Genomic DNA, 21478 nt, shown 5'->3' on the forward strand with positions numbered 1-21478 from the left:
CCCCCCTTGCGGGGGAGGGTCAGGGAGGGGGGTTATGGGCAGGAACCGGTACGCCACCGAATAGGAAGAAAAAACCATGAGCTACACATTGGAGCAGTTCGCCGGCGATATCCGCGCGGCGTTGCGGGCCGATCCGGGGCCGGCGGGCCGCGAGGCGGTGCGCGCCCTGACCGAGAAGGCGCTGCACGATCAGGGCTTCGTCGCCGCCTGCTTCGAAAAGCCGGCCGCCCAGGAGCGCGAGGTGCTGTTCGAGGACCCCGATCTGGGCTTCTGCGTCTGCCGCCATGTCTATGACGGGCCGAAGGGCGGCGCGCCGCACGATCACGGCCCGACCTGGGCGATCTACGGCCAGGCGGTCGGCGAGACCGAGATGACCGACTGGCGCTACGTCACCCCGCCGCGGGACGGCAAGGCGGGCAAGGTGGAAAAGACCCGCACCTACCGGCTGACGCCGGGCGACGCGCATCTCTACGATATCGGCGCGGTCCACGCCCCGTTGCGCGAAGGCCCGACGCGGCTGATCCGCATCGAGGGCGTGAATACCGACAAGGTGACCCGCACCGCCATCGAGCCGGCCTGAACCGAAGCGACGCGCCGACGCCGTCGAGCGGGGGAACCCGACAGCCCGCGAATAGTTTCCTCCACAGGAACGCTTTTCGCGGGCTTATCGCATGACCTCCCTGGCGGGCCGCCTGCCGGCCCTCTGTCTCATCTCCCTGTTCTTTCTCGCCGGCTGCATCCCACAGGATTCGGACGATACGCTGACGCGACTGCGCGACGGCGGCGCGCTGCGCATCGGCTATAGCGTGCATCCGCCCTGGGTGGAAAAGCAGGGCGATACGGTTTCCGGCATCGAGCCGGTACTGCTGCGCCGCTTCGCCGAGGGGCTGGAGACGCGCATCGCCTGGGTCGAGGGCAGCGAGGCGACGCTGGTGGAGAAGCTGAGGCGGGGCGAGATCGACCTGATCGCCGCCGGGCTGGACAGCAAGACGCCCTGGGCCAGTCAGGGCGGCCTCACCCAACCCTTCGCCGAGGCCGGGGGCAAGCGCCACGTCATGCTGGTGCGCGGCGGCGAGAGCGCCACCCTCTATGCGCTCGACCGGATGCTGCTGGCAGCCCGGCGCGCCGGGGAGGTACGCGCCGGGAAGGTTGGCCGATGATCCCCGTCGATCCGGTCGAATTTCCCGCAGCGCAGGAGGAAGCCTTCCGCAAGGCGCGCCAGCTGGGCTGGCTGACGGTGCTCTACATCGCCAGCGCCGCCGGCCTGACCTATCTGCTGATGGGCGCGTCGCAGGCGATGCGGGCGAACTGGCTGGAGGATACGGTCAGCATCGTCCCGGCCATCGCCTTCCTGATCGCCTCCAGGGTCGCCCGTCGCCGGCCGACGCCGCATTTTCCCTACGGCATGCATGGCGCGGTTTCCATCGGCTATCTCACCGCCGCGCTGGCGCTGCTCGCCATGGGCGGCTTCCTCTTGATCGAATCGACGGTAAAGCTGGTCGCGCTGGAGAAAACCAGCATCGGCGGCTTCGATCTGTTCGGCCATACGGTCTGGGCCGGCTGGCCGATGCTGGCGGCGCTGCTCTACAGCAGCGTACCCGCCTTCTTCCTCGGCCGGGCGAAGCTGAAGCTGGCCCCGAAGATTCATGACAAGGTGCTCTATGCCGATGCGGAGATGAACCGCGCCGACTGGATGACCGCGCTGGCCTCGGCGGTGGGCGTGATCGGCGTCGGGCTGGGTTACTGGTGGGCCGACGGCGCGGCGGCGATCATCGTCTCGCTCGATGTGCTGCGCGACGGCATGCGCAACACCCGCGCCGCCGTGACCGACCTGATCTCGGAAATGCCGAAAAGCACCGACGATCCGGACCGGATGAACCCCCTGCCCCAACAGATCAAGACGCTGCTGGAGTCCGAGACATGGATCGAGCGGGCCGAGGTGCGCCTGCGCGAGGAAGGCCATGTCTTCTTTGGCGAGGCGTTCATCGCCATTGGCGCTACGGCCGACCTGCCACAGCGTCTTGTCCGGCTGGTGGATGCGGCCAAGGCGCTGAACTGGCGGCTGCACGATCTGACCATCATGCCGGTGGATGGCGAAACGCTGCGGCGCGGGATGGACCGCCCGGACGGATAGCCGCCCGGACGGTCCCCCTTGCGTCAGGAAGCCGGGCAGTGCGCGCCGTTCGCCGCCCAGGCCTCGATCAGCTCGGCGAAGCTGTCCTGGGTGCCCGGCGCGGGCGTGCGGCCCTTGCCCGGATTCCAGGCCCAGCCGACGAGCGAATCCTCGGCCATATGCTTGATCAGCGCCGCCATGTCCTTGCCGCCATTGCGGGCCGGATCCTTGATCTGCTGGCAGATTTGGCCCAGCGACTTGCCCTCCCAGGCCATCGAGGCCGGGGCGAGGTGCCAGTGCGGATCGCCCGGCACGCCGGCACCGATCCCCGGCGGGTCGAAATTAGCGGCACCATGGCAGGTGCTGCATTTCATGCCCGGCGCGCCGTGACCGTCGGCGCCGCGCACCACCAGCGGCTGATGCAGCTGCATCATGTCGCCCTGGCGCGGCCGGTCGCCGACCGGATGGCAGTTCACGCAGCGCGGATGCTGCAGCACCTTGCCGGATTCCTCGAACAGCGCGACCGAGCGCTGGCGCGGATCGGCGATGCCGGCGAAGGCGGAGGCCGGCCGCAACTCGGAATTCTGCAGCGCGGCGGCAGCGCTTCCGGTTTGCGCCCTGGTTTGTCCCTGGCCGCTGAGCGTCGCTCCGGCGACGCCGGCGATGAGGGCGGCCCCGGCGGCCAGCAGGATAAGCTTGCGCATCAGACCATCCCCCGCACCATCGGCAGCCGGCTCGGCCGGCCCATGCCCAGTTTCGCCATGGCGTTCGCCACTGCCGGTCCGACCGGCGGCACGCCGGGCTCGCCGACGCCCGTTGGCGGTTCCGCCGACGGCACGATCACCACTTCGACCTCCGGCATCTCATGGATGCGCAGCGAGCGGTAGCTGTCGAAATTGGTCTGCACCGGCACGCCGCCGTTCAAATCCAGCTCGGCATACAGCACATGGCCCAGGCCATAGCCGATGCCGCCCTCGATCTGCGAGCGGATGACGTCCGGATTGACCGCGACCCCGCAATCGACCGCGCACCAGACCTTGTGCACCTTCGGCCCTTCCGGCCCGGCCGAGACCTCGGCGATCTGGGCGACGAAGCTGCCGAAGCTCTCCACCGCCGCGACGCCGCGCGCCCTGCCGTTCGCCACCGCGCCGCCGGACCAGTTGGCCGCCTGGGCGACCGCGCGCAGCGCGCCGGCCAGGCGCGGCTGGCTGCCCATCAGCGCCAGCCGGCCCTCGACCGGGTCCTGCCCGGTCGCTTCCAGCAGCTCGTCGATGAAGCATTCGACCGCATAGCCGGTATGGGAGTGCCCGACCGAGCGCCACCACAGCACCGGCACCGGCGAGGTGACCGTGTGCAGATCGCAGTGGAAATTGGCGATGTCGTAGGGAATTTCCCGCGCGCCCTCGACCGAGGTGGCGTCCACGCCATCCTTCACCATGACGGATTCGAACGGCGTGCCGACGGCCAGCGACTGGCCGACGATGGTGTTGCTCCAGCCGGTGATCCTGCCGTCCTGCACCACCCCCTTCAGGCGATGCACGAAGATCGAGCGGTAATAGCCGCCGGCGAGATCGTCCTCGCGGGTCCAGACCAGCTTCACCGGCCGGTTCGGGCCGATGGCCTTGGCGGCCTGCGCCAGCTCCGCCGCGAACTGGGCGTCGCCCTGGGCGCGGCGGCCGAAGCTGCCACCGCCCAGCAGGGTCTCCACGACCACCTTCTCCTGCGGCAAGCCCAGCACCTTGGCGATGGTGGCATGGTCGAGCGTCTGCAACTGACTGCCGAAGCGGGCGCGGGCCGTCTGGCCGTCCCACTCCAGATAGCCGTCCATCGGCTCCATCGGCGCATGGGCGAGATAGGGGAAGACATATTCCGCCTCGATCACCCACCCGCCGCCGGCGAAGGCCGCCGCGGCGTCGCCATGCGACGCGGCGAGGGTGCCGGGAGTCTTCGCCAGGGCGCGATATTCCTCGATCATCGTCGCCGTGCTGCGCATCTCGGCCTTGGATTCGTCCCACACCGCCGCCAGCGCCGCCCGGGCCTTCAGGGCCGGCCAGGTGCCGTTGGCGTAGATCGCGACGCCGGAGGGAATCTGCTTCACCTCCACCACGCCGTTCACCGCGCGGGCCGCCGCATCGTCGAAGCTGGTGAGCGTCGCGCCGAAGCGCGGCGGCCGGGCGACCAGCACCGTCAGCATGCCGGGCGTCATGATGTCGAGGGTGAATTGCGCCGTGCCGTTGGTCTTGCCCGGCGTGTCCAGCTTGTGCATCGAGCCGTCATCCCGCCCGATCAGCGTGAAGGCGGACGGATCCTTCAGCGTCACGCTCTGCGGCACCGGCAGCCTGGCGGCGGCTTCCGCGAATTCGCCGAACCGTCCCTGCCGGCCGGAAGCGTGACGCAGCACGCCGCGCTCGACGGTGATCTCGGCCGCCGGCACGCTCCAGCGCGTGGCCGCCGCCTGCACCAGCATGGCCCGCGCGGCGGCGCCCGCCTGGCGCATTTGGATGTAGGAATTGGCGATGGCGGTGGACCCGCCGGTGCCCTGCACGCCGAATGCGAGATTCTTGTAGAGCGCCGCATCGGCCAGCGCATGTTCGGCGCGCATCTGCGACCAGTCGGCGTCCAGCTCCTCGGCCACCAGCGTGCTGAGGCCGGTGAACGGACCCTGGCCGAATTCGATATGCTTCACCAGCACCGTCACGGTGTCGTCGGCGCCGATGCGCACGAAGGCGTTCGGCGCGATCGGCGCGGCGGGCGCGTCGCCGGCGGCGGCCTCGGCGCGGCCGGGCAGCGGCAATTGCAGGGCGATCACCAGGCCGGCGCTGGCCTTCAGCATGGTGCGGCGGGAAAGGCGCATCGCTGTCATGGCTCAGCCCTCCAGCGCGCGGGCGGCGTCATGGATCGCCGCACGGATGCGCACATAGGTGGCGCAGCGGCAGATATTGCCGTTCATCGCCTGGTCGATGTCCTGGTCGGTCGGCTTCTTGACCTCCTTCAGCAAGGCGACGGCGCTCATCACCTGGCCGGACTGGCAATAGCCGCATTGCGGCACGTCGCGCGCGGTCCAGGCGGCCTGCACGGCCTGCGCCTCGCGGCCGCTGATCGCCTCGATGGTGGTGACCTCGCCATCGACGGCGGCGACCGGCAGCACGCAGGAGCGCCGCGCCGCGCCATTCACGAACACGGTGCAGGCGCCGCACTGGGCGACGCCGCAGCCGAACTTGGTGCCGGTCAGGCCCAGCGTATCGCGCAGGACCCAGAGCAAGGGGGTATCGTCGTCAACATCGACGCTATGCGCCGCGCCGTTGACCTTGAGGGAAATAGCCATGGCTGCCTCACAGGTAGCTAGGGGTAGGGAGGAACGCCCTTCTTGATTGACCGCTCGGCCCGCGCCCGGTTCCCATAACCCGGTTTGCGCATAGCCGGCACTCCTGTATGAGTGTCTTGCCGGTTTCGTAAGCGACGTCTAAAATTGTACCAATTAGACTGAATTGACCTAAACAGTATAGTTCACACAACCCCGTCCGCTGTCAATCGCCATGATGCGCCAGAAAAATGACAATCACGATCCAGCCACGCAAAGCCGGCTGGATCAGGTGGCCGATGCGGCCCGGCGGCTGTTCGCCCGCTATGGCTACAAGCGCACCTCAATGGACGATATCGCCCGCGAGGCCGGCGTGGCGAAGGCGACGCTGTATCTGCATTTCAAGGGCAAGGAGGATGTGTTCCGCACCGTCCTGGCCCGCACCCGCGCCGTGATGCAGCAGCGCTGCGCGGCGGCCCAGGCCAGCGACGCGCCGTTCCGCGCGCGGCTGGAGGCGATGCTGAACGCCTATTTCGGCACCTGGCTGGAACTGTTCGGCGACGCCGAGCATTGGGGCGAGCTGCACATGGTGAAGACGCAGGTGGCATTGGCCGAGGCCACCGAGACGGAAGCCTTCTACATCAATGCCTTCTGCAACCTTCTTCAGGATTCCGACGCCACGGGCGAGATTTCCCTGGCGCGCGTCGAGACCGACCCGCAACGCCTGTGTCAGACCCTGATGCAGGCCGCCACGGGCGCCAAGAGCGGCACCCCGCCGACGCTGGAGGAATATCGGCAGCGGCTGGCCGACATCGCCGCCCTCGCCGCCGCCGCGCTTAAGGTCTAAGCGTCAGATATTCGAGCTGTGGATGGCGTCGATCACGGCGTCGGTCACCTGCTTCGTGTTCGCCGTGCCGCCGACGTCCGGCGTCAGAATGCCCGCCGCGCAGACCTTCTCCACCGCCCGCATCAGCCGCGCCGAGGCATCCGCCTCGCCCAGATGATCCAGCATCTGCGCCGCCGTCCAGAAGCTGGCGACCGGGTTGGCGATGCCCTTGCCGGTAATGTCGAAGGCGGAGCCGTGGATCGGCTCGAACATCGAGGGGAAACGGCGCTCCGGATCAATATTGCCGGTCGGGGCCACGCCCAGGCTGCCGGCCAGCGCGCCGGCCAGATCGGACAGGATGTCGGCATGCAGGTTGGTGGCGACGATGGTGTCCAGGCTCTGCGGCTTCAGCGTCATGCGCACGGTCATGGCGTCGACCAGCATCTTGTCCCAGGTCACGTCGGGGAATTCCTGCGCCACCTCGGCGGCGATCTCGTCCCACATCACCATGCCATGGCGCTGCGCGTTCGACTTGGTGACCACGGTCAGCAGCTTGCGCGGCCGCGCCTGCGCCAGCTTGAAGGCATAGCGCATGATGCGGGTTACGCCGACGCGGGTGAAGATGGCGACCTCGGTGCCGACTTCCTCCGGCAGCCCCTTATGGGCGCGGCCGCCATGGCCGGAATACTCGCCCTCGGAATTCTCGCGCACGATCACCCAGTCCAGATCACCTTCCTTGCAATTGCGCAGCGGCGGGGTGATGCCGGGCAGAATCTTGGTCGGGCGCACATTGGCGTACTGGTCGAATCCCTGGCAGATCGGCAGGCGCAAGCCCCATAGGGTGATATGGTCCGGCACGTCCGGCGCGCCGACCGCGCCGAAATAGATGGCGTCGAACGGCTTTAGCTGCGCCAGCCCGTCCGCCGGCATCATGATTCCATTTTTCTTATAATAATCAGAGCCCCAGTCAAAATTCTTCACAGTGAACTTCACGTCGCCCATACGCTTTTCCAGCGCCTCCAGCACCTGAACGCCGGCGGCGATCACCTCCGGGCCGATACCGTCGGCAGGAATGGCGGCGATGGAATATTCACGCATGGGGCGGATTCCTCAGAAAAAAGGATTGAACGGGCGGCCTTCGTCATAGAACAGCCGGGCGGCTGTCGCCAAGGATTTCATTGCGCCGCCGAGAGCCCCCGCAGCGCCGCCACGAACGCGGCCACCGCCGTTTCCAGTGCGCCGTCATTGCGGATATCGATGACATCGCCGCCGGTGACCGCGAAGGCGCGGGCGCGCTCCAGCCGGCGGGCGATGTCCGCTTCCGTCTCGCGGCCGCGGGCCCGCAGGCGGGCGGCGAGCACGGCCTCCGACACGGTGATGCTGATAATGGCGATTCGGGGATAGGCGGCGCGCGCCGCATCCAGCACGCCGCGCGACACGTTGGCGACGACCACGCGGCCGGCGGCCAGGTCGCCTTCCACCGCGCCGGGAATACCGTAACCCAGGCCGTGCGCGTCCCAGGACAGGGCGTAAGCGCCGGCGGCCTGCCGCGCCTCGAAGGTTGGCCGGTCGATGGCGGTGTGCGCCTCCCCGCCGGCATCGGCCGGGCGGGTGATCTCCCGCCGGGCGAAGACGAAACGCTCGTCGCCGGCCAGCGCCGCCCGCGCGCCGTCCAGCAGGCTGTCCTTGCCGGCGCCCGAGGGGCCGACCACCAGCGCCAGCGCGCCCTTATTCATCCACCACCTGCCGGCAATAGGTCTCGCGCACCATCAACGCTGCGAGGATGGCGACCAGATAGCCGATGATCAAGCCCAGGAAGGCGATGCGGAACGCGTCCGGCGTGTAGATCCTGGCCCCGGCCTCCATCAAGCCGCTCCAGTTCAGGTCGAGCAGATAGCCGATCAGCGGCTGGAACACCGCGCCGCTACCGACCACCGCGGTGTTCACCAGCCCATAGGCCGCACCGCTGGAGCGCGGGGCGTTCAGCTCGCGCCCGAGCACGAAGGTCAGCACCATGCTGGCGGCACCCAGCCCATTGAGAAACAGCAGCACGCCGATCAGCCACAAGGGCAGGCCGGGCAGATAGATCACCGCCGACAGGCTTGCCGTCGCCAGCAGGGAGCCGGCCAGCAGCATCGGCTTGCGCCGGCCGATCCGGTCCGACAGCCAGCCCATCAGCACCGCCCCCACGCCCCAGCCGAAAAAGCTGGAGGACAGCGCCGCCGCCGAGGCAGCCCGGTCGATGCCGTAAACGGCGGTCAGATAGGGCACCGCCCACAACCCGGCAAAGGCCAGCATCGGCGCGGTCATGAAGAAGCCGAAGATCGAGGCGTACCAGCTCTGCCGGTTGGTCAGCACCCGCCTCAGCCCGCCCATGATCGAATTCTGGCCGCTGCCGGCATAGGGCTTGTCGCGCGCCACCAGCCACAGGGCGGCGGCCAGCGCGAAGCCGGCAATGCCGATGCCGACCATCGCGTCGCGCCAGCCGATGACGCCGACCACGGCCGCCAGCGGGGCCTGGCCCAATATCGCCCCCGCCATGCCGGCGAATTGCGAGATGCCGCCCAGCAGCGCGAAACGCTGCGGCGGCAGCCATTGCGTCGCCAGCGTCAACGCGCCGACCCAGGAGAAGGCGCAGCCCGCGCCGATCAGCAGCCGCCCGGCATAGGCCACCTCCACCGTCGGGGCCAGGCCGAACACCAGGCTGCCCAGGGCGACCAGGGCGATGGCCCCGGTCATCAGTCGGCGCGGGCCGATCCGGTCGAGCAGGATGCCGACCGGCATCTGCAGGCTGGCATAGGCGTAGAAATAAAACGCCGACAGATGGCCCAGGATGGCCCCGCTGACGGCGAAATCGCGCATCAGCTCGCCGACCATCACGCTGGGCGAGACGCGCAGGATAAAGGCGTAGCAGAAGAACGCCGAGCCCAGCATCCAGGCGGCATAGGCCCGGACGCTCGGCCGTTCGAAGCCCGGCTGTATTGTGCTCACGCGCTCCCCCACCCTTCTTGCGTGTCATAAGTACCGCAGGTAACCGAGGGGTCAAGCGGGAGGGCCGGGCCGATGCCCTGCGCCGCGCGCATCGCTCAATCGCATGGCGATGGCTTGCCTGCCGGGCCGGCTTCGCGCACGGTAGCGGCAACGAAACCAAAGCCAACGGAAACGCCCGCCATGGATATCCTGACCGCCGTGCGCCATTGCTTCTCCGCCGATTACGCGGAAGCGCGCGAGAAGTTCCGCCATCATTGCCGTGCTTATGGCGTCGAGCCGAAAGCCTATGCGAACCCCAATCGCGGCCCGCTGGGCGAGGAATTGACCACGGACGCCGCCTGGTTCGGCCCGAAGGACGCGAAGAAGGTACTGGTCACGCTGGCCGGCACGCATGGCGTGGAGGGCTTCACCGGCTCCGGCGGGCAGATCGACTGGCTGGCCGGCGGCGGGCCGCTGACCCTGCCCGAGGGCGTGGCCGTGCTGCATATCCACGCCATCAACCCGCATGGCTTCGCCTGGCTGCGCCGGGTGACCGAGGAAGGCGTGGATTTGAACCGCAACCATGTCGATTTCTCCAAGCCGCTGCCGGAGAATCCCGGCTATGACGAGCTGGCCGACGCGCTGCTGCCGGCCGAGCTGACCGGCCCGGCCTTCGAGGCGGCCGAGGCGAAGATCGCCGCCTACAAGGAGAAGCACGGCTTCTGGAAATTCTCCGAGGCGCGCGGCGGCGGCCAGTACAAGCACCCGACCGGCTTCTTCTTCGGCGGCTTCGGCCCGACCTGGTCGCGCCAGACGGCGGAGAAGATCGTCCAGGATTTCGGCGTGAAGAATGCCGATCTGGTCTGCGTCATCGATTATCACACCGGCCTCGGCCCGTTCGGCTATGGCGAGCCGATCTGCAACCACCCGATCGACGGCGTGGCGGTGAACCGCGCCAAAGCCTGGTTCGGCCAGTCGGTGACGGAACCGCTGCTCGGCACCTCCTCCTCCACCGCCAAGGCCGGCCTCAGCGAGTTCGGCTGGGAATTCATGCTGGGCGAGAAGGTCACCTTCGTGGCCCTGGAATACGGCACCTACACGCCGGAGGAAGGCCGCCGCGCCCTGCGCGAGGATCATTGGCTGCACGCCTACACCAATGTCGATTGGAGCGACCCGGAAACCAAGCGCATCAAGGCGCAGATCCGCCGGCAATATTTCCCCGACACGGACGATTGGAAGGAAATGGTGCTGTACCGCAGCCGCCAGATCCTGCGCCAGGCCCAGGAAGGTCTGGCCGGCAGTTGAGCCGACCTCCCCTCACCCGGCTTTGCGCGATGTGGCGAGGCTGGATGAGGGGATGACGCTCCCTTCCGTCCCATCCATGACCCACCACCCCGCCAATCCGTTGCGCGGCATCCTGCTGATGCTGGGGGCCTGCGTGCTGCTGCCGGTGATGGACGGCGTGGCGAAGCTGTTGAGCCAGAGCCTGCCGGTGCTGCAGATCGTCTGGGCGCGGTATTTCTTTCATCTGCTACTGCTGTCGCCGGTGGTGCTGTGGATCTATGGCCGGCGCACGCTGCGGCCGCAGCGGCCCGGTTTGCAGGCGCTGCGCAGCCTGTTCATGCTGGGCTCGACCTCGCTGTTCTTCCTCGGCATCACCTACATGCCGATCGCCGATACGCTGGCGCTGGCCTTCATCAACCCGCTGGTGGTGACCGCGCTGTCGCCCTGGGTGCTGAAGGAGAAGGTCGGGCTGCGGCGCTGGATGGCGGTGATTGTCGGCTTTCTCGGCGCGCTGATCGTGCTGCGGCCGGGCTTCGGCGAGTGGCATTGGGCGTCGCTGGCCGGCCTGGGCGCGGGCGTGGTGCATGCCGGCTATATCCTCGCCACCCGCAAGCTGTCCGGCAGCACGCCGCCGCTGGTCGGGCTGACCTACGCCGCAGTGGTCGGGGGCGTGGTCACCAGCGCCGGCATGCCCTTCGTATGGGTGCCGCCGACGCCGACGCAGTGGGCGATGATGGCCAGCGTCGGCCTGCTGGCGGCGACCTGCCATTTCATGGTGATCCGCAGCCTGGACCATGGCGAGGCGTCGCTGATCGCCCCGTTCGGCTATGCCGAGATCGTCATGGCCACCATCGTCGGGCTGATGTGGTTCGGCGAATTCCCCGACGCGGTCACCTGGGTCGGCATCGCGGTTATCGCCGGCAGCGGCATCTATATCTCGATCCGCGAGCGGCGGACCGCCGCTCACAAGGTCGAATAGGTCGCCCGGCCGATGGCCAGCAGCACGCCGCCCTCGTTGAACACATCGACATCGGCGATGCCGACGCTCTTGCCGTTGCGCCGCACCTTGGCGACGGCGATCAGGTCGGTATCGATGGCCGGGCGCAGGTAATCGACGCGGAAATTCACCGTCGGCAGCGGCTTGCCGACCAGATAGGCCAGGGCGAAATCGCCCACCGTGTCGATCACCGCGGCGATGGGACCGCCATGCCATTGGCCGCCGGTGGGATCGCGCTGCAATTCCGGGCGCATCGGGGCGCGGACCGTCAGCTCCTGCGTGGCGGTGTCGAGCGAGACCACCTTCAGGCCCAGGAAGGAGATGAAGGGCGATCCGTCGAAGATCGCCTGGATGTCGGCTTCGTTCATGATCAGGCTTCCAGCTTCATGCCGGCGAGGTCGAGGGCGGGCGTCTTGCCGGCCAGCAGATCGGCGGCGATACGGGCCGAGCCCGGCGCCATGGTCCAGCCGATATGGCCGTGGCCGGTATTGAAATGCATGTTGCGATAGCGCCCGGTGCCGAAGATCGGCGTGCCTTCCGGCGTCATCGGGCGCAAGCCGGCCCAGTAGGAGGGCTGCGTATAATCCGCGCCGTTCGGATAGATATCCTTCACGGCGGCGAGCATGTGGGTGAAGTCGGCCGGACTGTGCGACTTGTCATAGCCGGCGAATTCCGCCGTGGCGGTGACGCGCATCCGGTCGCCGAAGCGGGCATAGGCGACCAGATTATCCTCGTCCACCCCGCCCACGGTCGGCGGATTGTTCGCCCCGCCGATCGGCATGGTGACAGAATAGCCCTTGATCGGGTAGATCGGCAGCCGCACGCCGAGCTGCCTGGACAGGCGCGGGCCATAGACGCCGAGTGCAAAGATAAAGGCATCGGCCTCGATGCGGCCGCCGCCATTGGTCTGCACCGCCGTCACGCTGTCGCCCGCCGTCTCGAAACCGGTGATCTCGGTGCCGTAGCGGAAGGCCACGCCCCTGCTTTCCAGATAGGCGGCCAAATTGCGGGTGAAGACCCGCGCATCGCCGCTCTCGTCCGACGGGCAATAGACGGCGCCGGCGAATTTCTCCTTCACCGGCTCCAGCGCCGGGTCGATCCTGGCCGCCTCGTCCGGCGTGATGGCGCGCAGCTCCAGCCCTTCCTCGCTGAGAATCCGGGTATTGGCGCTGCCGCGCGCGAAACTGGCCGGGCTGCGGTAGAGATAGAGCAGACCACCGGTAAGACCGTGATATTCAACGCCCGTTTCGGAGGCGATACGATGTAACTGCTCTTGGGAATACATGCACAGCCGCACCTTGCGCTTAGTGTTGATGCGGGTTTTCTCGGCCGTGCAGTTCTGCAGGAATTTCAGCGACCAGAGCCACAGATTCGGGTCAAGGCTGGGCTTGAAGCGCAGCGCCTGGCCTTCCTGGAACAGCGATTTCAGCAGAATCCTGGGTGCCTTCGGCGACGCCCAGGTGTAGGCGTGGCCGGGGGAGAACAGACCGGCATTGGCGAAGCTGGTTTCCGAGGCGGCTTCGGGCAATCGGTCGATAACCGTGACCTGATGGCCGTCCTTCATCAATTCATAGGCGGTCGTCACACCGATGACGCCCGCCCCCAGCACCGCAACGCGCATAGATCTCCCCTCCCCCAACCTAAGGCTTTAGATCGCCGCGACCACGCCGATCTCGACGGTGAATTGCGGCGCCGCCAGCTTCGATTCGACGCAAGCGCGCGCCGGCGTGTTGCCCTGCGACACCCAGGCGTCCCAGATCGTGTTCATCTCGGCGAAATCGCCCATATCGGCGAGCCAGATGGTCGCCGACAGCAGCTTGGTCTTGTCGGAACCGGCCTGGGCCAACAGACCGTCGATGCGGTCCAGAATGTTCTTGGTCTGCTCGGCAGCGCTCTTGCCGGGGGCGTCGATCGCCACCTGGCCGGCGAGATAGACCGTATTGCCGTGGACGACCGCCTGGCTCATGCGGGGGCCGACGTCAATGCGCTTAATAGACATGTCTTCTCCTAAAGGTACGGGAAAGATGCTACCTTACTATGTCGACACAAGTGTATCCACCATCGGATTGTTGAGTTCTCGTGTCGCCCTATCTATAGAGGCATTCCCGCCATCGGAGAAACGCACGCAATGCGAAACGGGACGCTCATAAGGGAAGAAAACCCGCCGAAGGCGAAGCGGATCAGCCGCGCCGCCGACAGCGTCGACCGGGTCTATAGCGAGATCAAGGCGCTGGCCGTCGAGTATCGCTTCCGCCCCGGCCAGAAGGTGAACGAGGTCGAGTTGGCTGAACGGCTGCATGTCAGCCGCACCCCGGTGCGCGAGGCGTTGAACCGGCTGGTGCGCGACGGCTTCATGACCTTCATGCCGAACAAGGGTTTCTTCGCCCGCGAAATCTCGCCCGAGACAGTGCGCGACCTGTATGAGCTGCGCGCCGCCATCGAGCATTCCACCTTCCGCCTGGCCTGCGAGCGCGCCAGCGATGCCGAGATCGAGGAAGCCGCGCAGATCTGGGAACGGGCCATGGCGCGAGAGGCGGCCGGCATCGAGCAGGACCTCTCCGAATATGACGAGGCGTTTCACCTCGCCATCGCCCGGCTGTCGAAGAACGAACAGATGGTCGATGCGCTGGAACGGCTGAACGCCCGCATCCGGTTCTTCCGCCGCACCGATATGGAAACCACGATGCGGCGGAACGAAACCTTCGGCGAGCATCACCGGGTGATCGACCATCTGCGGCGGCGCGACCGGGCGGGGGCCGACATATTGCAGCAGCATGTCAGCCTCAGCTCCGCCCACGCGATCATCGTCACCAAGGAAGTGCTGGCGCGCATCTTCATGGGTCCGATGGCCTGACCCACCCCCCCCCGCCCGGCTAACGCATCACGCTGGGCAGCCAGAGCGCCATCGCCGGCCATAGATAGACCGCCATGCCGGTCACCACCTGGCAGATCACGAAGGGCACGATGCCCTTGTACATCTCGACCGTGCGGAAGTCCGGCGGGGCGATCCCGCGCAGATAGAAGATCGACGGCGCCATTGGCGGTGTCAGATAGCTGGTCTGGATCATGATAATGACCAGGATGCCGAACCAGAGCGGATCGATCCCCGACGGCGCCAGGAACGGCATGAACAGCGGGATGCAGATCAGCACCACCGATACCCAGTCGAGCAGCGCGCCCATCACGAACACGATGGCCAGGAACAGCAGCAGCAGCCCCGTCGGCCCCAGGCCCAGCGCCCGCACCACCTCATTCACCAACTGGCCGCCGCCCTGCAGGCGGAAGACGCTGGTGAACATGGTGCCGCCCACCACGATCAACAGGATCATCGAGGTGATGACGATGGTCTTGATGGCCGCTTCCCAGGTGCTCTTCCAGTTGAAGTCGCGATAGACGATGGTGAGGATCACCGCGCCGGCCGCGCCCACGGCCGCCGCCTCCGTCACCGCGGCGATGCCCATCAGGATCGAGCCGACGACCGAGACCACCAGGATCAGCGGCGGGATGATCGCGCGCACCGAGATTTTCAGCTTCACCGACAGCGGCATGTCGAATTCCGACGGATCGACCTTCGGCGCAGCGCTCGGTTTCAGCGTGCAGTAGATCAGGATATAGCCGAAGAACAGCACCACCATCAGCAGCGCCGGCAGCAAGGTGCCGGCCAGCAGGTCGCCGACCGGAAGCTGCGCCACCGAGGCGTAGATGATGACGACGATCGACGGCGGGATCATGGTGCCGAGTGAGCCGCCGGCGCAGATCGTGCCGGAAATCAGCCCCTTGTCGTACTTGTTGGCGACCATGGCGGGAATCGCCAGCAGCCCGACCATCACCTCGACCGCGCCGACGATGCCGGTGCCGGCGGCGAACAGGGCGCACATCGCCATGGTCGCCAGCGCCAGCCCGCCGGGCAACCGGCCGAGCCACAGCTTCATCGCCTCGAAGACGCGCTTGCCGATGCCGGAATTCTCCAGCACCGCGCCCATGAAGATGAACAGCGGCACGGCGGCCAGCGAGTAGTTGTTCGCGACCGACCCGATGAAGCGGTAAAGCTGCAAGCCCGCCAGGTCGATGCCGAAAAACGGAATGGAAAAGCCGATCGCCACAACGATGAGGCTGAGCGAGACCGGCATGCCGACAAAGATGAGCGTCAGCGCGGCCGGAAACATCCAGACCGCAAGAGGAAGCGTTGACATGATACCGGCCCTTTACATCGGAGAAGTGCGGTCGGCCGGCGCGAAGACCCGCGCCAGGACCTGCAGCCAGAGCGCCGACAGGCCGATGGCCAGCATCAGGCGGAACGGCCAGATATACGGACGCCAGGGGCTGACCGTCTCGACCTCGCCGCTGAGCCAGGATTTCCAGAACTCCGACCAGCCGGCATAGGCGACCAGCGAGATGGCCGGCAGGATGAGCAGCAGATAGACCGCGATTTCAATCGCGCGAAACACTTTCTCCGGCATCGCCTTGGAGACGATATCGACCGCCACATGCTGGTTCATGCGCAGCGTCAGCGCCATCGCCAGCACGAAAATCGCCCCGTTCAGCATATAGCTGACATCGAAGGCCCAGATGGTCGGAGCATGGAAAACGTAGCGCGAGATGACTTCGAACAGCGTAACCAGGATAAGGCCGAAGGAGGCAAGCGCGGCCACGGCGCCGAAAACGCCGGAAATACGCCCGATGATATATGTCATGACAGGACCGATCGAGTTGGCGGTGTGTGACGAGAGGGACCGGGCGCGTCCTCCAGCACGCCTGACGGCGGCGGCCTTTTGCGGCCGCCGCCCAGGTTCCTCGTCAATCGACCGCGCGATAGGAAGCGTTCTTCAACCAATTGTCGTAGAAGCCATAGTAGGAATCGCTGATCCGCTTCATCCACGGATTGCCCTTGGCCGTCTGCTCCTCGGCCCGCTTCATGGCCCAGGCGCGACCCGCCTCGCGGATGTCGCTGACCAGCGAGGGGTCGGGCTGGATCAGCTCGGCCTTGCCGGTGCGGATCACTTCCATCGCCTTCATGTCTTCCACGGTCCAGGCAAACAGCGTCTCGAAGGTGGACAGCTTCGCCGCCGCCTCGATCTGGATTTTCAGATCGTCGGGGATGGCGTCCCACTTGGCGATCGGCATCAGCAACTCGAAGCTGAAGGCGTTGGTGTGCGGCCCGGGCAGCACGATGTAGGGGGCCGCATTCTGCAGGCCGGTCTTGATGTTCTCGGCCGGGCCGGACCATTCGACCACGTCCACGCCCTTACGCTCCAGCATGGTGTAGACCTCGCCGCCGGCGACCGTGGTGGCCGAGGCGCCGAAATATTCGTTCAGAATCTGCGCCCAGGCGCCGGAAGCACGGAACTTCAGGCCCTTCAGGTCGGCCGCCGTGCGAACCGGCACATGCGAATGCCAGATTTCCGCCGGCCCGATGCTGAGCGTGATCGAATGCATCTTCATGGTCTCGCGGCGATGCTGCGTCAGCAGCTCCTGGCCGCCGCCATTATACAGCCAGTGCAGCATCATCTCTGGCGGCATGCCGCCCGGATGACCGCCGTAGAAACTGTTCACCGGATCCTTGTTCACAATGTAGAGCGGGGTCAGATGGCCGGCATCGGCGATGCCGTCCTCGACCGCCTTGTAGGCTTCCAGCGGCGGGGCCAGAACGCCACCCGGGAAGGCCTGGAAATCGACCCGGCCGCCGGTCATCTTCTTCACCCGCTCGACGAACGGAACCGTCGTCAGCGTATAGAACATCGAGGTATCGCCGGCGAACTGCGTCAACCGGAATTTCACGCTCTGCTGCGCCTTGGCGGCCGACGGCGCGGCGATCAGCCCAGCGCCCGCGACGCCCGCGGTGGCAGCGCCCGCACCCATATTCTGCAGGAATTTTCTACGGCTTGTCATCGTGACTGCTCTCCTCTGTACGGTGGCAGTTTTCCTCGGTCATTCGACCTTGTGTGAGCACCACCTCAACTGTATCGTCAACTGGATACAGTTGTGCGTCAAACACAAATCGCACTGAAAAGAGGCAAAGTTCGATGAATGATGCGACCCTGCATAGCGATGCGGCAAATGTCCAAGGATCGGGCGCTGATTTGATCAATCTGGAGCATCTGCCGTTCCAGACCGATGGCGGCATCGGCTCGCGCGCAGCGGTCGGCCTGCTGGTGCTGGAGACCGACCAGACCATCGAGGACGAGTTCCGCGCCATCTGGCCGCGCGACGGCGTGGCGCTTTACGCCGCCCGGCTGCATAACGACGTCATCATCACGCCGGAGAAGCTGTTGCAGATGCAGGCGGAAATTCCCCCCGCCGCCAAGCTGCTGCCCTTCATGACCGACTTCAAGGCCATTGCCTTCGCCTGCACCTCCGGCGCGCTGGTGATCGGCGAGGACAAGGTGGCGGCGCTGATCCACAGCGTGAAGCCGGGCGTGAAGGTGACCGACCCGGTGACCGCCGCCCGCGCCGCGATTTCCTCGATGGGGGTGAAGCGCGTCGCCCTGCTGACGCCCTATGTGAAGGAGATCAACGAGCGGCTACGGGACTCGCTTGTGGCGCGCGGCCTCGATATCCCGGTCATGGGCAGCTTCAACGAGGCGGATGACGATGTCGTCGCCCGTATCACGCCGGACGCCATCCGCGACGCCATCGTGGAGATCGGTTCGCGGCCGGAATGCGATGGCGTGTTTGTCTCCTGCACCTCGCTGCGCGTCGCCAAGATCGCCGAGGAGGCGGAGGCGCTGATCGGCAAGCCGGTCACCTCCTCCAACCATGCGCTGGCCTGGCACATGCTGCGGCTGGCCGGCATCGAGGATGAGATTCCCGGCTTTGGCCGGCTGTTCCGCACGCAGTTGAAGGCGTAAGGCCATGTCGAACAGCATGCCGATCATCCAGCGCCGGCGGATCGAGGCGGAAATCCTGAAGCAGGTCTACGATGTCGCGAAGGAGCGTGTCGGCATGGCCGAGGCCCAGGCGGTCATCGGCGAGGCGGTGCGCCGCTCCTCCATCGCCCAGGCCGAGAGCTTCGCGGCGATGGAGCCGGAGGGCACCAGCATGGCCAGCTTCATCCAGCTCTATGAGCTGTGGAAGGCCGACGACGCGCTGCAGATCGAGGTGACGCGGCAGGACGACGTGCATTTCGACTTCAACGTGAAGCGCTGCCGCTATGCCGAGATGTACAAGGATATGGGGCTGGGCGAGATCGGCCATCTGCTGTCCTGTCAGCGCGACGGCACTTTCTGCGAGGGGTACGACTCGAACATCCAGTTCGAGCGCACGCAGACCATCATGCAGGGCGCCAGCCATTGCGACTTCCGATACACTTACAAGAAGGCCGAATAGGCCCTTAAAACAAAACAATAATTACACCCGTACAGCATAGGAGTTTTAACGGTGAAGGCGATTCTCTACGCCGCGCATGGCGAGTTGGACCAGATCAGCTACGGCGAGTTCGAGACCCCGGTCGCCGGGCCCGATCAGTGCCTGCTGAAAGTGAAGGCCGTGGCCTTGAACGGGTTCGACCCGATGATTTTGCGCGGCATTCCCGGGCTGAAGACCCCCATGCCGATGATCCCCGGCGGCGACATCGTCGGCGAGGTGGTGGAGATCGGCTCCGGCGTTCCGACCAGCCAGTTCAAGAAGGGCGACCGGGTGCAGGTGGTGCCGTTTCAGCCCGGCATCGGCCAGATGGGCGAAACGCTGCGCGGCGGGGCCTGCGAATATATCGCGGTCGACGCCAAGTTCCTGCTGCCGATCCCCGAGGGCGTGACCTATGAGCAGGCGGCCGCCCTGCCCATCGCCTACGGCACCGCGCGCCGCATGATGATCGCCCGCGGCCAGGTAAAGGCAGGCGAGAAGGTGCTGGTGCTGGGGGCGACCGGCGGCGTCGGCACCGGCGCGGTGCAGATCGCCAAGATGATGGGCGCTCATGTCATCGCCTGCGCCAGCTCCGCCGATAAATGCGAGAAGCTGCGCGAGATCGGCGCGGACGACACCATCGACACCTCGAAGGAGGATTTCGTCGCCGCGATCCACGCCCGCTACGGCAAGCCGAAAATCTGGGGCGGCGGCGGCGTCGACGTGGTGGTGAACTATATCGGCGGCGACACCTGGGCCAAGAGCCTGAAGGTGATGACCCGCTTCGGCCGCATGCTGGTCTGCGGGGCGACCACCGGCTACGATCCGAAGGAAGACATCCGCTATATCTGGTCCTACGAGCTGTCCATCGTCGGCTCCAACGCCTGGACCGCGGAAGACCAGACCGCGCTGATGGAGATGGTGCGCGACGACAAGCTGGTGCCGGTGATCGACCGCGTGCTGCCGTTGAGCGAAGCCGGCTTCAAGGAAGGGCTGCAGGCGCTGATCGACCGCAAGGTGTTCGGCAAGGTGGTGTTCGTTCCCTAAGGCGGTTGCCATGACCAAGACACCCAATGTCGGCGCCCTGCTCTCCCCCGGGCCCGATCCGGAGCGCATTGCGCTCTGGGATTACGCCGCCGCCGATTTCCCGAATGCGTCCCCCCGCGCCTGGAGCGCGGGGGAGCTGGATTCGCTGGCCTCGGCGCTGGCCCGCGGCCTGCTGAAGCGGGGCCTGAAGCGCGGCGATTCCATCGCCGTGCTGGCCGCCAACCGGGCGGAGTTCGTGGCGCTGTATTTCGGCGCGATGCGGGTCGGCATCGTCGTCGTGCCGGTCAATTGGAAGCTGGCGGCCGAGACGGTGGCGATCATCGTCGAGGATGCCGAGGCGAAGCTGGTCTTCGTCGACCGGGACCGCGCCGCCCTGGCCCCCGCCTCCGTGCCGGTGATCCTGTTCGACAGCCCGGAATGGGATGCCCTGCCGGATCCCGGCCCGGTCGAGATTATCGAGCCGGATTTTCACGAGCCGGCGCAGATTCTCTACACCTCCGGCTCCACCGGCCGGCCCAAGGGCGTGCCGCTCAGCCATCGCGGCCAGCACTGGATGGTCTCGGTGGTGACGAAGGAGGATAACAGCCAGCATCGGCTGATCGTCGCGGCGCCGATGTATCATATGAACGCGCTGTTCAACCTGAAATTCGCCTTCCTGAACCGCGCTCAGCTAGTGCTCCAGCCGGTCTTCACGGCGGAGAGCTATGTGAAGGCCATCATTGCCCATAAGGCGACGTGGCTGACCTGCGTGCCGACCATGATGGCGATGGTCGCCAATTACCTGGGCGACGCGCCGCCGCCGGCCGAATTCGCCGGGGTAACGCGGCTGTTCATGGGCTCATCCCCCTACTCCAAGGCGCTGGTCGACCGGGTGCGGGCGCTGTTTCCCAATGCCCGCATCACCAATGGCTACGGCACGACCGAGGCCGGGGCCGCCGTCTATGGCCCGCATCCGGACGGCATCCCCGCGCCCGACGCGGCGCTGGGCTATCCGATCCCGGAAGGCGAGACCAGGCTGGTGACGCCGGATGGCGGCATCGTCGAGGGCGAGGGCGAGGGCATTTTGCAGATGCGCAACCCGGCCACCATGCAGGGCTACCGCAACATGCCGGACAAGACCGCCGCGGCGCTGCGCGATGGCTGGTACCATAGCGGCGACGTGGTGCGGCGCGACGAGCACGGCTTCCACCATTTCGTCGGCCGGGCGGACGACATGTTCGTCTGCGGCGGCGAGAATATCTGGCCGGCCGAGGTCGAACGCCTGCTGGAAACCCATCCGAAGATCAGCCAGGCCGTGGTGGTGCCGATCCCGGACCGGGTGAAGCAGCGCCTGCCGGTCGCCTTTGTCACCCTGCGCGAGGGGGCCAGCCTCACCGAGGCCGAGGCGAAACAATGGACCATCGAGCGCGGCCCCGCCTACCAGCATCCGCGCCATGTGTTCTTCCTATCCGCCATCCCGCTGGCCGGCACCAACAAGATCGACCGCACCGGCCTCACCCGCCGCGCCGCCGAACTGGCGGGGGCGACGGAGGAGGCGTAAGGCATCGCCTGGAGGCCATGTCCTTCGAGACGCCCCTTTGGGGCTCCTCAGGACGAGGG

23 protein-coding genes are annotated in these 21478 nt (G+C 66.6%); 11 read left to right on the forward strand and 12 right to left on the reverse strand.

The window, feature by feature from the left end; genetic code table 11:
- Nucleotides 1-76 precede the first annotated feature (76 nt).
- From AUP43_RS13740 to AUP43_RS13750, 3 genes are all read left to right on the forward strand, one after another.
- Nucleotides 77-580 (forward strand): hypothetical protein, encoded by a 504-nt coding sequence (locus AUP43_RS13740; RefSeq protein WP_067558159.1) that lies wholly within the window; start codon nucleotides 77-79, stop codon nucleotides 578-580.
- A gap of 91 nt (nucleotides 581-671) precedes the next feature.
- Nucleotides 672-1160, forward strand: a complete 489-nt coding sequence (locus tag AUP43_RS13745) for a transporter substrate-binding domain-containing protein (RefSeq protein WP_067558162.1) — start codon at nucleotides 672-674, stop codon at nucleotides 1158-1160.
- A complete protein-coding gene (locus AUP43_RS13750) occupies nucleotides 1157-2134 on the forward strand; it encodes a cation transporter (protein WP_067558164.1) in 978 nt (325 codons plus the stop codon). The genes AUP43_RS13745 and AUP43_RS13750 overlap by 4 nt, the downstream gene beginning before the upstream one ends.
- A gap of 23 nt (nucleotides 2135-2157) precedes the next feature.
- On the opposite strand, the gene AUP43_RS13755 is transcribed toward AUP43_RS13750, so the two are convergent.
- From AUP43_RS13755 to AUP43_RS13765, 3 genes are read right to left on the reverse strand one after another with little or no spacing between them, the layout of a single operon-like run.
- Entirely contained in the window at nucleotides 2158-2817 is a 660-nt protein-coding gene (locus AUP43_RS13755) for an Isoquinoline 1-oxidoreductase subunit (RefSeq protein WP_157089356.1), read from the reverse strand.
- Nucleotides 2817-4976 carry a xanthine dehydrogenase family protein molybdopterin-binding subunit gene (locus AUP43_RS13760; protein ID WP_067558167.1) on the reverse strand — a complete coding sequence of 720 codons (2160 nt, stop codon included), beginning with the start codon at nucleotides 4974-4976 and terminating at the stop codon, nucleotides 2817-2819. The genes AUP43_RS13755 and AUP43_RS13760 overlap by 1 nt, the downstream gene beginning before the upstream one ends.
- Before the next feature lie 3 nt (nucleotides 4977-4979).
- Nucleotides 4980-5438 (reverse strand): (2Fe-2S)-binding protein, encoded by a 459-nt coding sequence (locus tag AUP43_RS13765; protein ID WP_067558170.1) that lies wholly within the window; start codon nucleotides 5436-5438, stop codon nucleotides 4980-4982.
- Nucleotides 5439-5649: 211 nt separating this feature from the next.
- On the opposite strand from AUP43_RS13765, the gene AUP43_RS13770 reads away from it, so the two are divergent.
- The gene (locus tag AUP43_RS13770) at nucleotides 5650-6261 is read left to right on the forward strand and encodes a TetR/AcrR family transcriptional regulator (protein ID WP_067558173.1); all 612 of its coding nucleotides are present in this window, start codon (nucleotides 5650-5652) and stop codon (nucleotides 6259-6261) included.
- A gap of 3 nt (nucleotides 6262-6264) precedes the next feature.
- Here AUP43_RS13770 and AUP43_RS13775 read toward each other — a convergent pair whose 3' ends face one another.
- The 3 genes from AUP43_RS13775 to AUP43_RS13785 form a co-directional block, all read right to left on the reverse strand.
- On the reverse strand, nucleotides 6265-7338 hold the full coding sequence (locus AUP43_RS13775; RefSeq protein WP_067558175.1) for a tartrate dehydrogenase: 1074 nt from the start codon (nucleotides 7336-7338) through the stop codon (nucleotides 6265-6267).
- A gap of 77 nt (nucleotides 7339-7415) precedes the next feature.
- Entirely contained in the window at nucleotides 7416-7976 is a 561-nt protein-coding gene (gene phnN / locus AUP43_RS13780) for a phosphonate metabolism protein/1,5-bisphosphokinase (PRPP-forming) PhnN (RefSeq protein WP_067558178.1), read from the reverse strand.
- Entirely contained in the window at nucleotides 7969-9231 is a 1263-nt protein-coding gene (locus AUP43_RS13785; RefSeq protein WP_232315161.1) for an MFS transporter, read from the reverse strand. Before AUP43_RS13785 ends, phnN begins: the two co-directional genes overlap by 8 nt.
- 180 nt (nucleotides 9232-9411) lie before the next feature.
- On the opposite strand from AUP43_RS13785, the gene AUP43_RS13790 reads away from it, so the two are divergent.
- Nucleotides 9412-10515 (forward strand): M14 family metallopeptidase, encoded by a 1104-nt coding sequence (locus AUP43_RS13790; protein ID WP_067558181.1) that lies wholly within the window; start codon nucleotides 9412-9414, stop codon nucleotides 10513-10515.
- Between the two features lie 52 nt (nucleotides 10516-10567).
- Nucleotides 10568-11473: a DMT family transporter gene (locus tag AUP43_RS13795; RefSeq protein WP_084462806.1), complete on the forward strand. Its 906-nt coding sequence runs from the start codon at nucleotides 10568-10570 to the stop codon at nucleotides 11471-11473.
- Here AUP43_RS13795 and AUP43_RS13800 read toward each other — a convergent pair.
- The 3 genes from AUP43_RS13800 to AUP43_RS13810 are packed head-to-tail and all read right to left on the reverse strand — an operon-like array spanning nucleotide 11458 to nucleotide 13490.
- Complete coding sequence (locus AUP43_RS13800) at nucleotides 11458-11859, reverse strand: PaaI family thioesterase (protein WP_067558187.1); 402 nt, start codon at nucleotides 11857-11859, stop codon at nucleotides 11458-11460. The two genes, AUP43_RS13795 and AUP43_RS13800, sit on opposite strands and share 16 nt — an antisense overlap.
- A gap of 2 nt (nucleotides 11860-11861) precedes the next feature.
- The gene (locus tag AUP43_RS13805; RefSeq protein WP_067558190.1) at nucleotides 11862-13112 is read right to left on the reverse strand and encodes a D-amino acid dehydrogenase; all 1251 of its coding nucleotides are present in this window, start codon (nucleotides 13110-13112) and stop codon (nucleotides 11862-11864) included.
- 27 nt (nucleotides 13113-13139) lie between these two features.
- Nucleotides 13140-13490, reverse strand: a complete 351-nt coding sequence (locus AUP43_RS13810) for a RidA family protein (protein ID WP_067558193.1) — start codon at nucleotides 13488-13490, stop codon at nucleotides 13140-13142.
- Between the two features lie 129 nt (nucleotides 13491-13619).
- On the opposite strand from AUP43_RS13810, the gene AUP43_RS13815 reads away from it, so the two are divergent.
- On the forward strand, nucleotides 13620-14345 hold the full coding sequence (locus AUP43_RS13815; RefSeq protein ID WP_067558196.1) for a GntR family transcriptional regulator: 726 nt from the start codon (nucleotides 13620-13622) through the stop codon (nucleotides 14343-14345).
- A gap of 19 nt (nucleotides 14346-14364) precedes the next feature.
- On the opposite strand, the gene AUP43_RS13820 is transcribed toward AUP43_RS13815, so the two are convergent.
- The 3 genes from AUP43_RS13820 to dctP form a co-directional block, all read right to left on the reverse strand.
- Complete coding sequence (locus AUP43_RS13820) at nucleotides 14365-15684, reverse strand: TRAP transporter large permease (protein WP_067558199.1); 1320 nt, start codon at nucleotides 15682-15684, stop codon at nucleotides 14365-14367.
- Nucleotides 15685-15696: 12 nt separating this feature from the next.
- Nucleotides 15697-16185 carry a TRAP transporter small permease subunit gene (locus AUP43_RS13825; protein ID WP_067558201.1) on the reverse strand — a complete coding sequence of 163 codons (489 nt, stop codon included), beginning with the start codon at nucleotides 16183-16185 and terminating at the stop codon, nucleotides 15697-15699.
- A 103-nt stretch (nucleotides 16186-16288) separates the two neighbouring features.
- The gene (gene dctP, locus AUP43_RS13830; RefSeq protein WP_084462808.1) at nucleotides 16289-17380 is read right to left on the reverse strand and encodes a TRAP transporter substrate-binding protein DctP; all 1092 of its coding nucleotides are present in this window, start codon (nucleotides 17378-17380) and stop codon (nucleotides 16289-16291) included.
- Between the two features lie 134 nt (nucleotides 17381-17514).
- Between dctP and AUP43_RS13835 the strand changes: the two genes are divergently transcribed.
- Genes AUP43_RS13835 through AUP43_RS13850 form a run of 4 tightly spaced genes read left to right on the forward strand, consistent with a single transcriptional unit; the run spans nucleotide 17515 to nucleotide 21419 of the window.
- Nucleotides 17515-18339, forward strand: coding sequence for a maleate cis-trans isomerase family protein (locus AUP43_RS13835; RefSeq protein ID WP_157089357.1), 825 nt, complete (start codon nucleotides 17515-17517; stop codon nucleotides 18337-18339).
- Between the two features lie 4 nt (nucleotides 18340-18343).
- Nucleotides 18344-18817 carry an L-2-amino-thiazoline-4-carboxylic acid hydrolase gene (locus AUP43_RS13840; RefSeq protein ID WP_067558204.1) on the forward strand — a complete coding sequence of 158 codons (474 nt, stop codon included), beginning with the start codon at nucleotides 18344-18346 and terminating at the stop codon, nucleotides 18815-18817.
- 51 nt (nucleotides 18818-18868) lie between these two features.
- The gene (locus tag AUP43_RS13845; RefSeq protein WP_067558206.1) at nucleotides 18869-19879 is read left to right on the forward strand and encodes a zinc-binding dehydrogenase; all 1011 of its coding nucleotides are present in this window, start codon (nucleotides 18869-18871) and stop codon (nucleotides 19877-19879) included.
- A 10-nt stretch (nucleotides 19880-19889) separates the two neighbouring features.
- Nucleotides 19890-21419 (forward strand): class I adenylate-forming enzyme family protein, encoded by a 1530-nt coding sequence (locus AUP43_RS13850; RefSeq protein WP_067558209.1) that lies wholly within the window; start codon nucleotides 19890-19892, stop codon nucleotides 21417-21419.
- Nucleotides 21420-21478: the final 59 nt, after the last annotated feature.

The sequence above is a fragment of the Oceanibaculum pacificum genome, from assembly GCF_001618175.1.
In the GTDB taxonomy this organism is placed as follows: Bacteria; Pseudomonadota; Alphaproteobacteria; order Oceanibaculales; family Oceanibaculaceae; genus Oceanibaculum; species Oceanibaculum pacificum.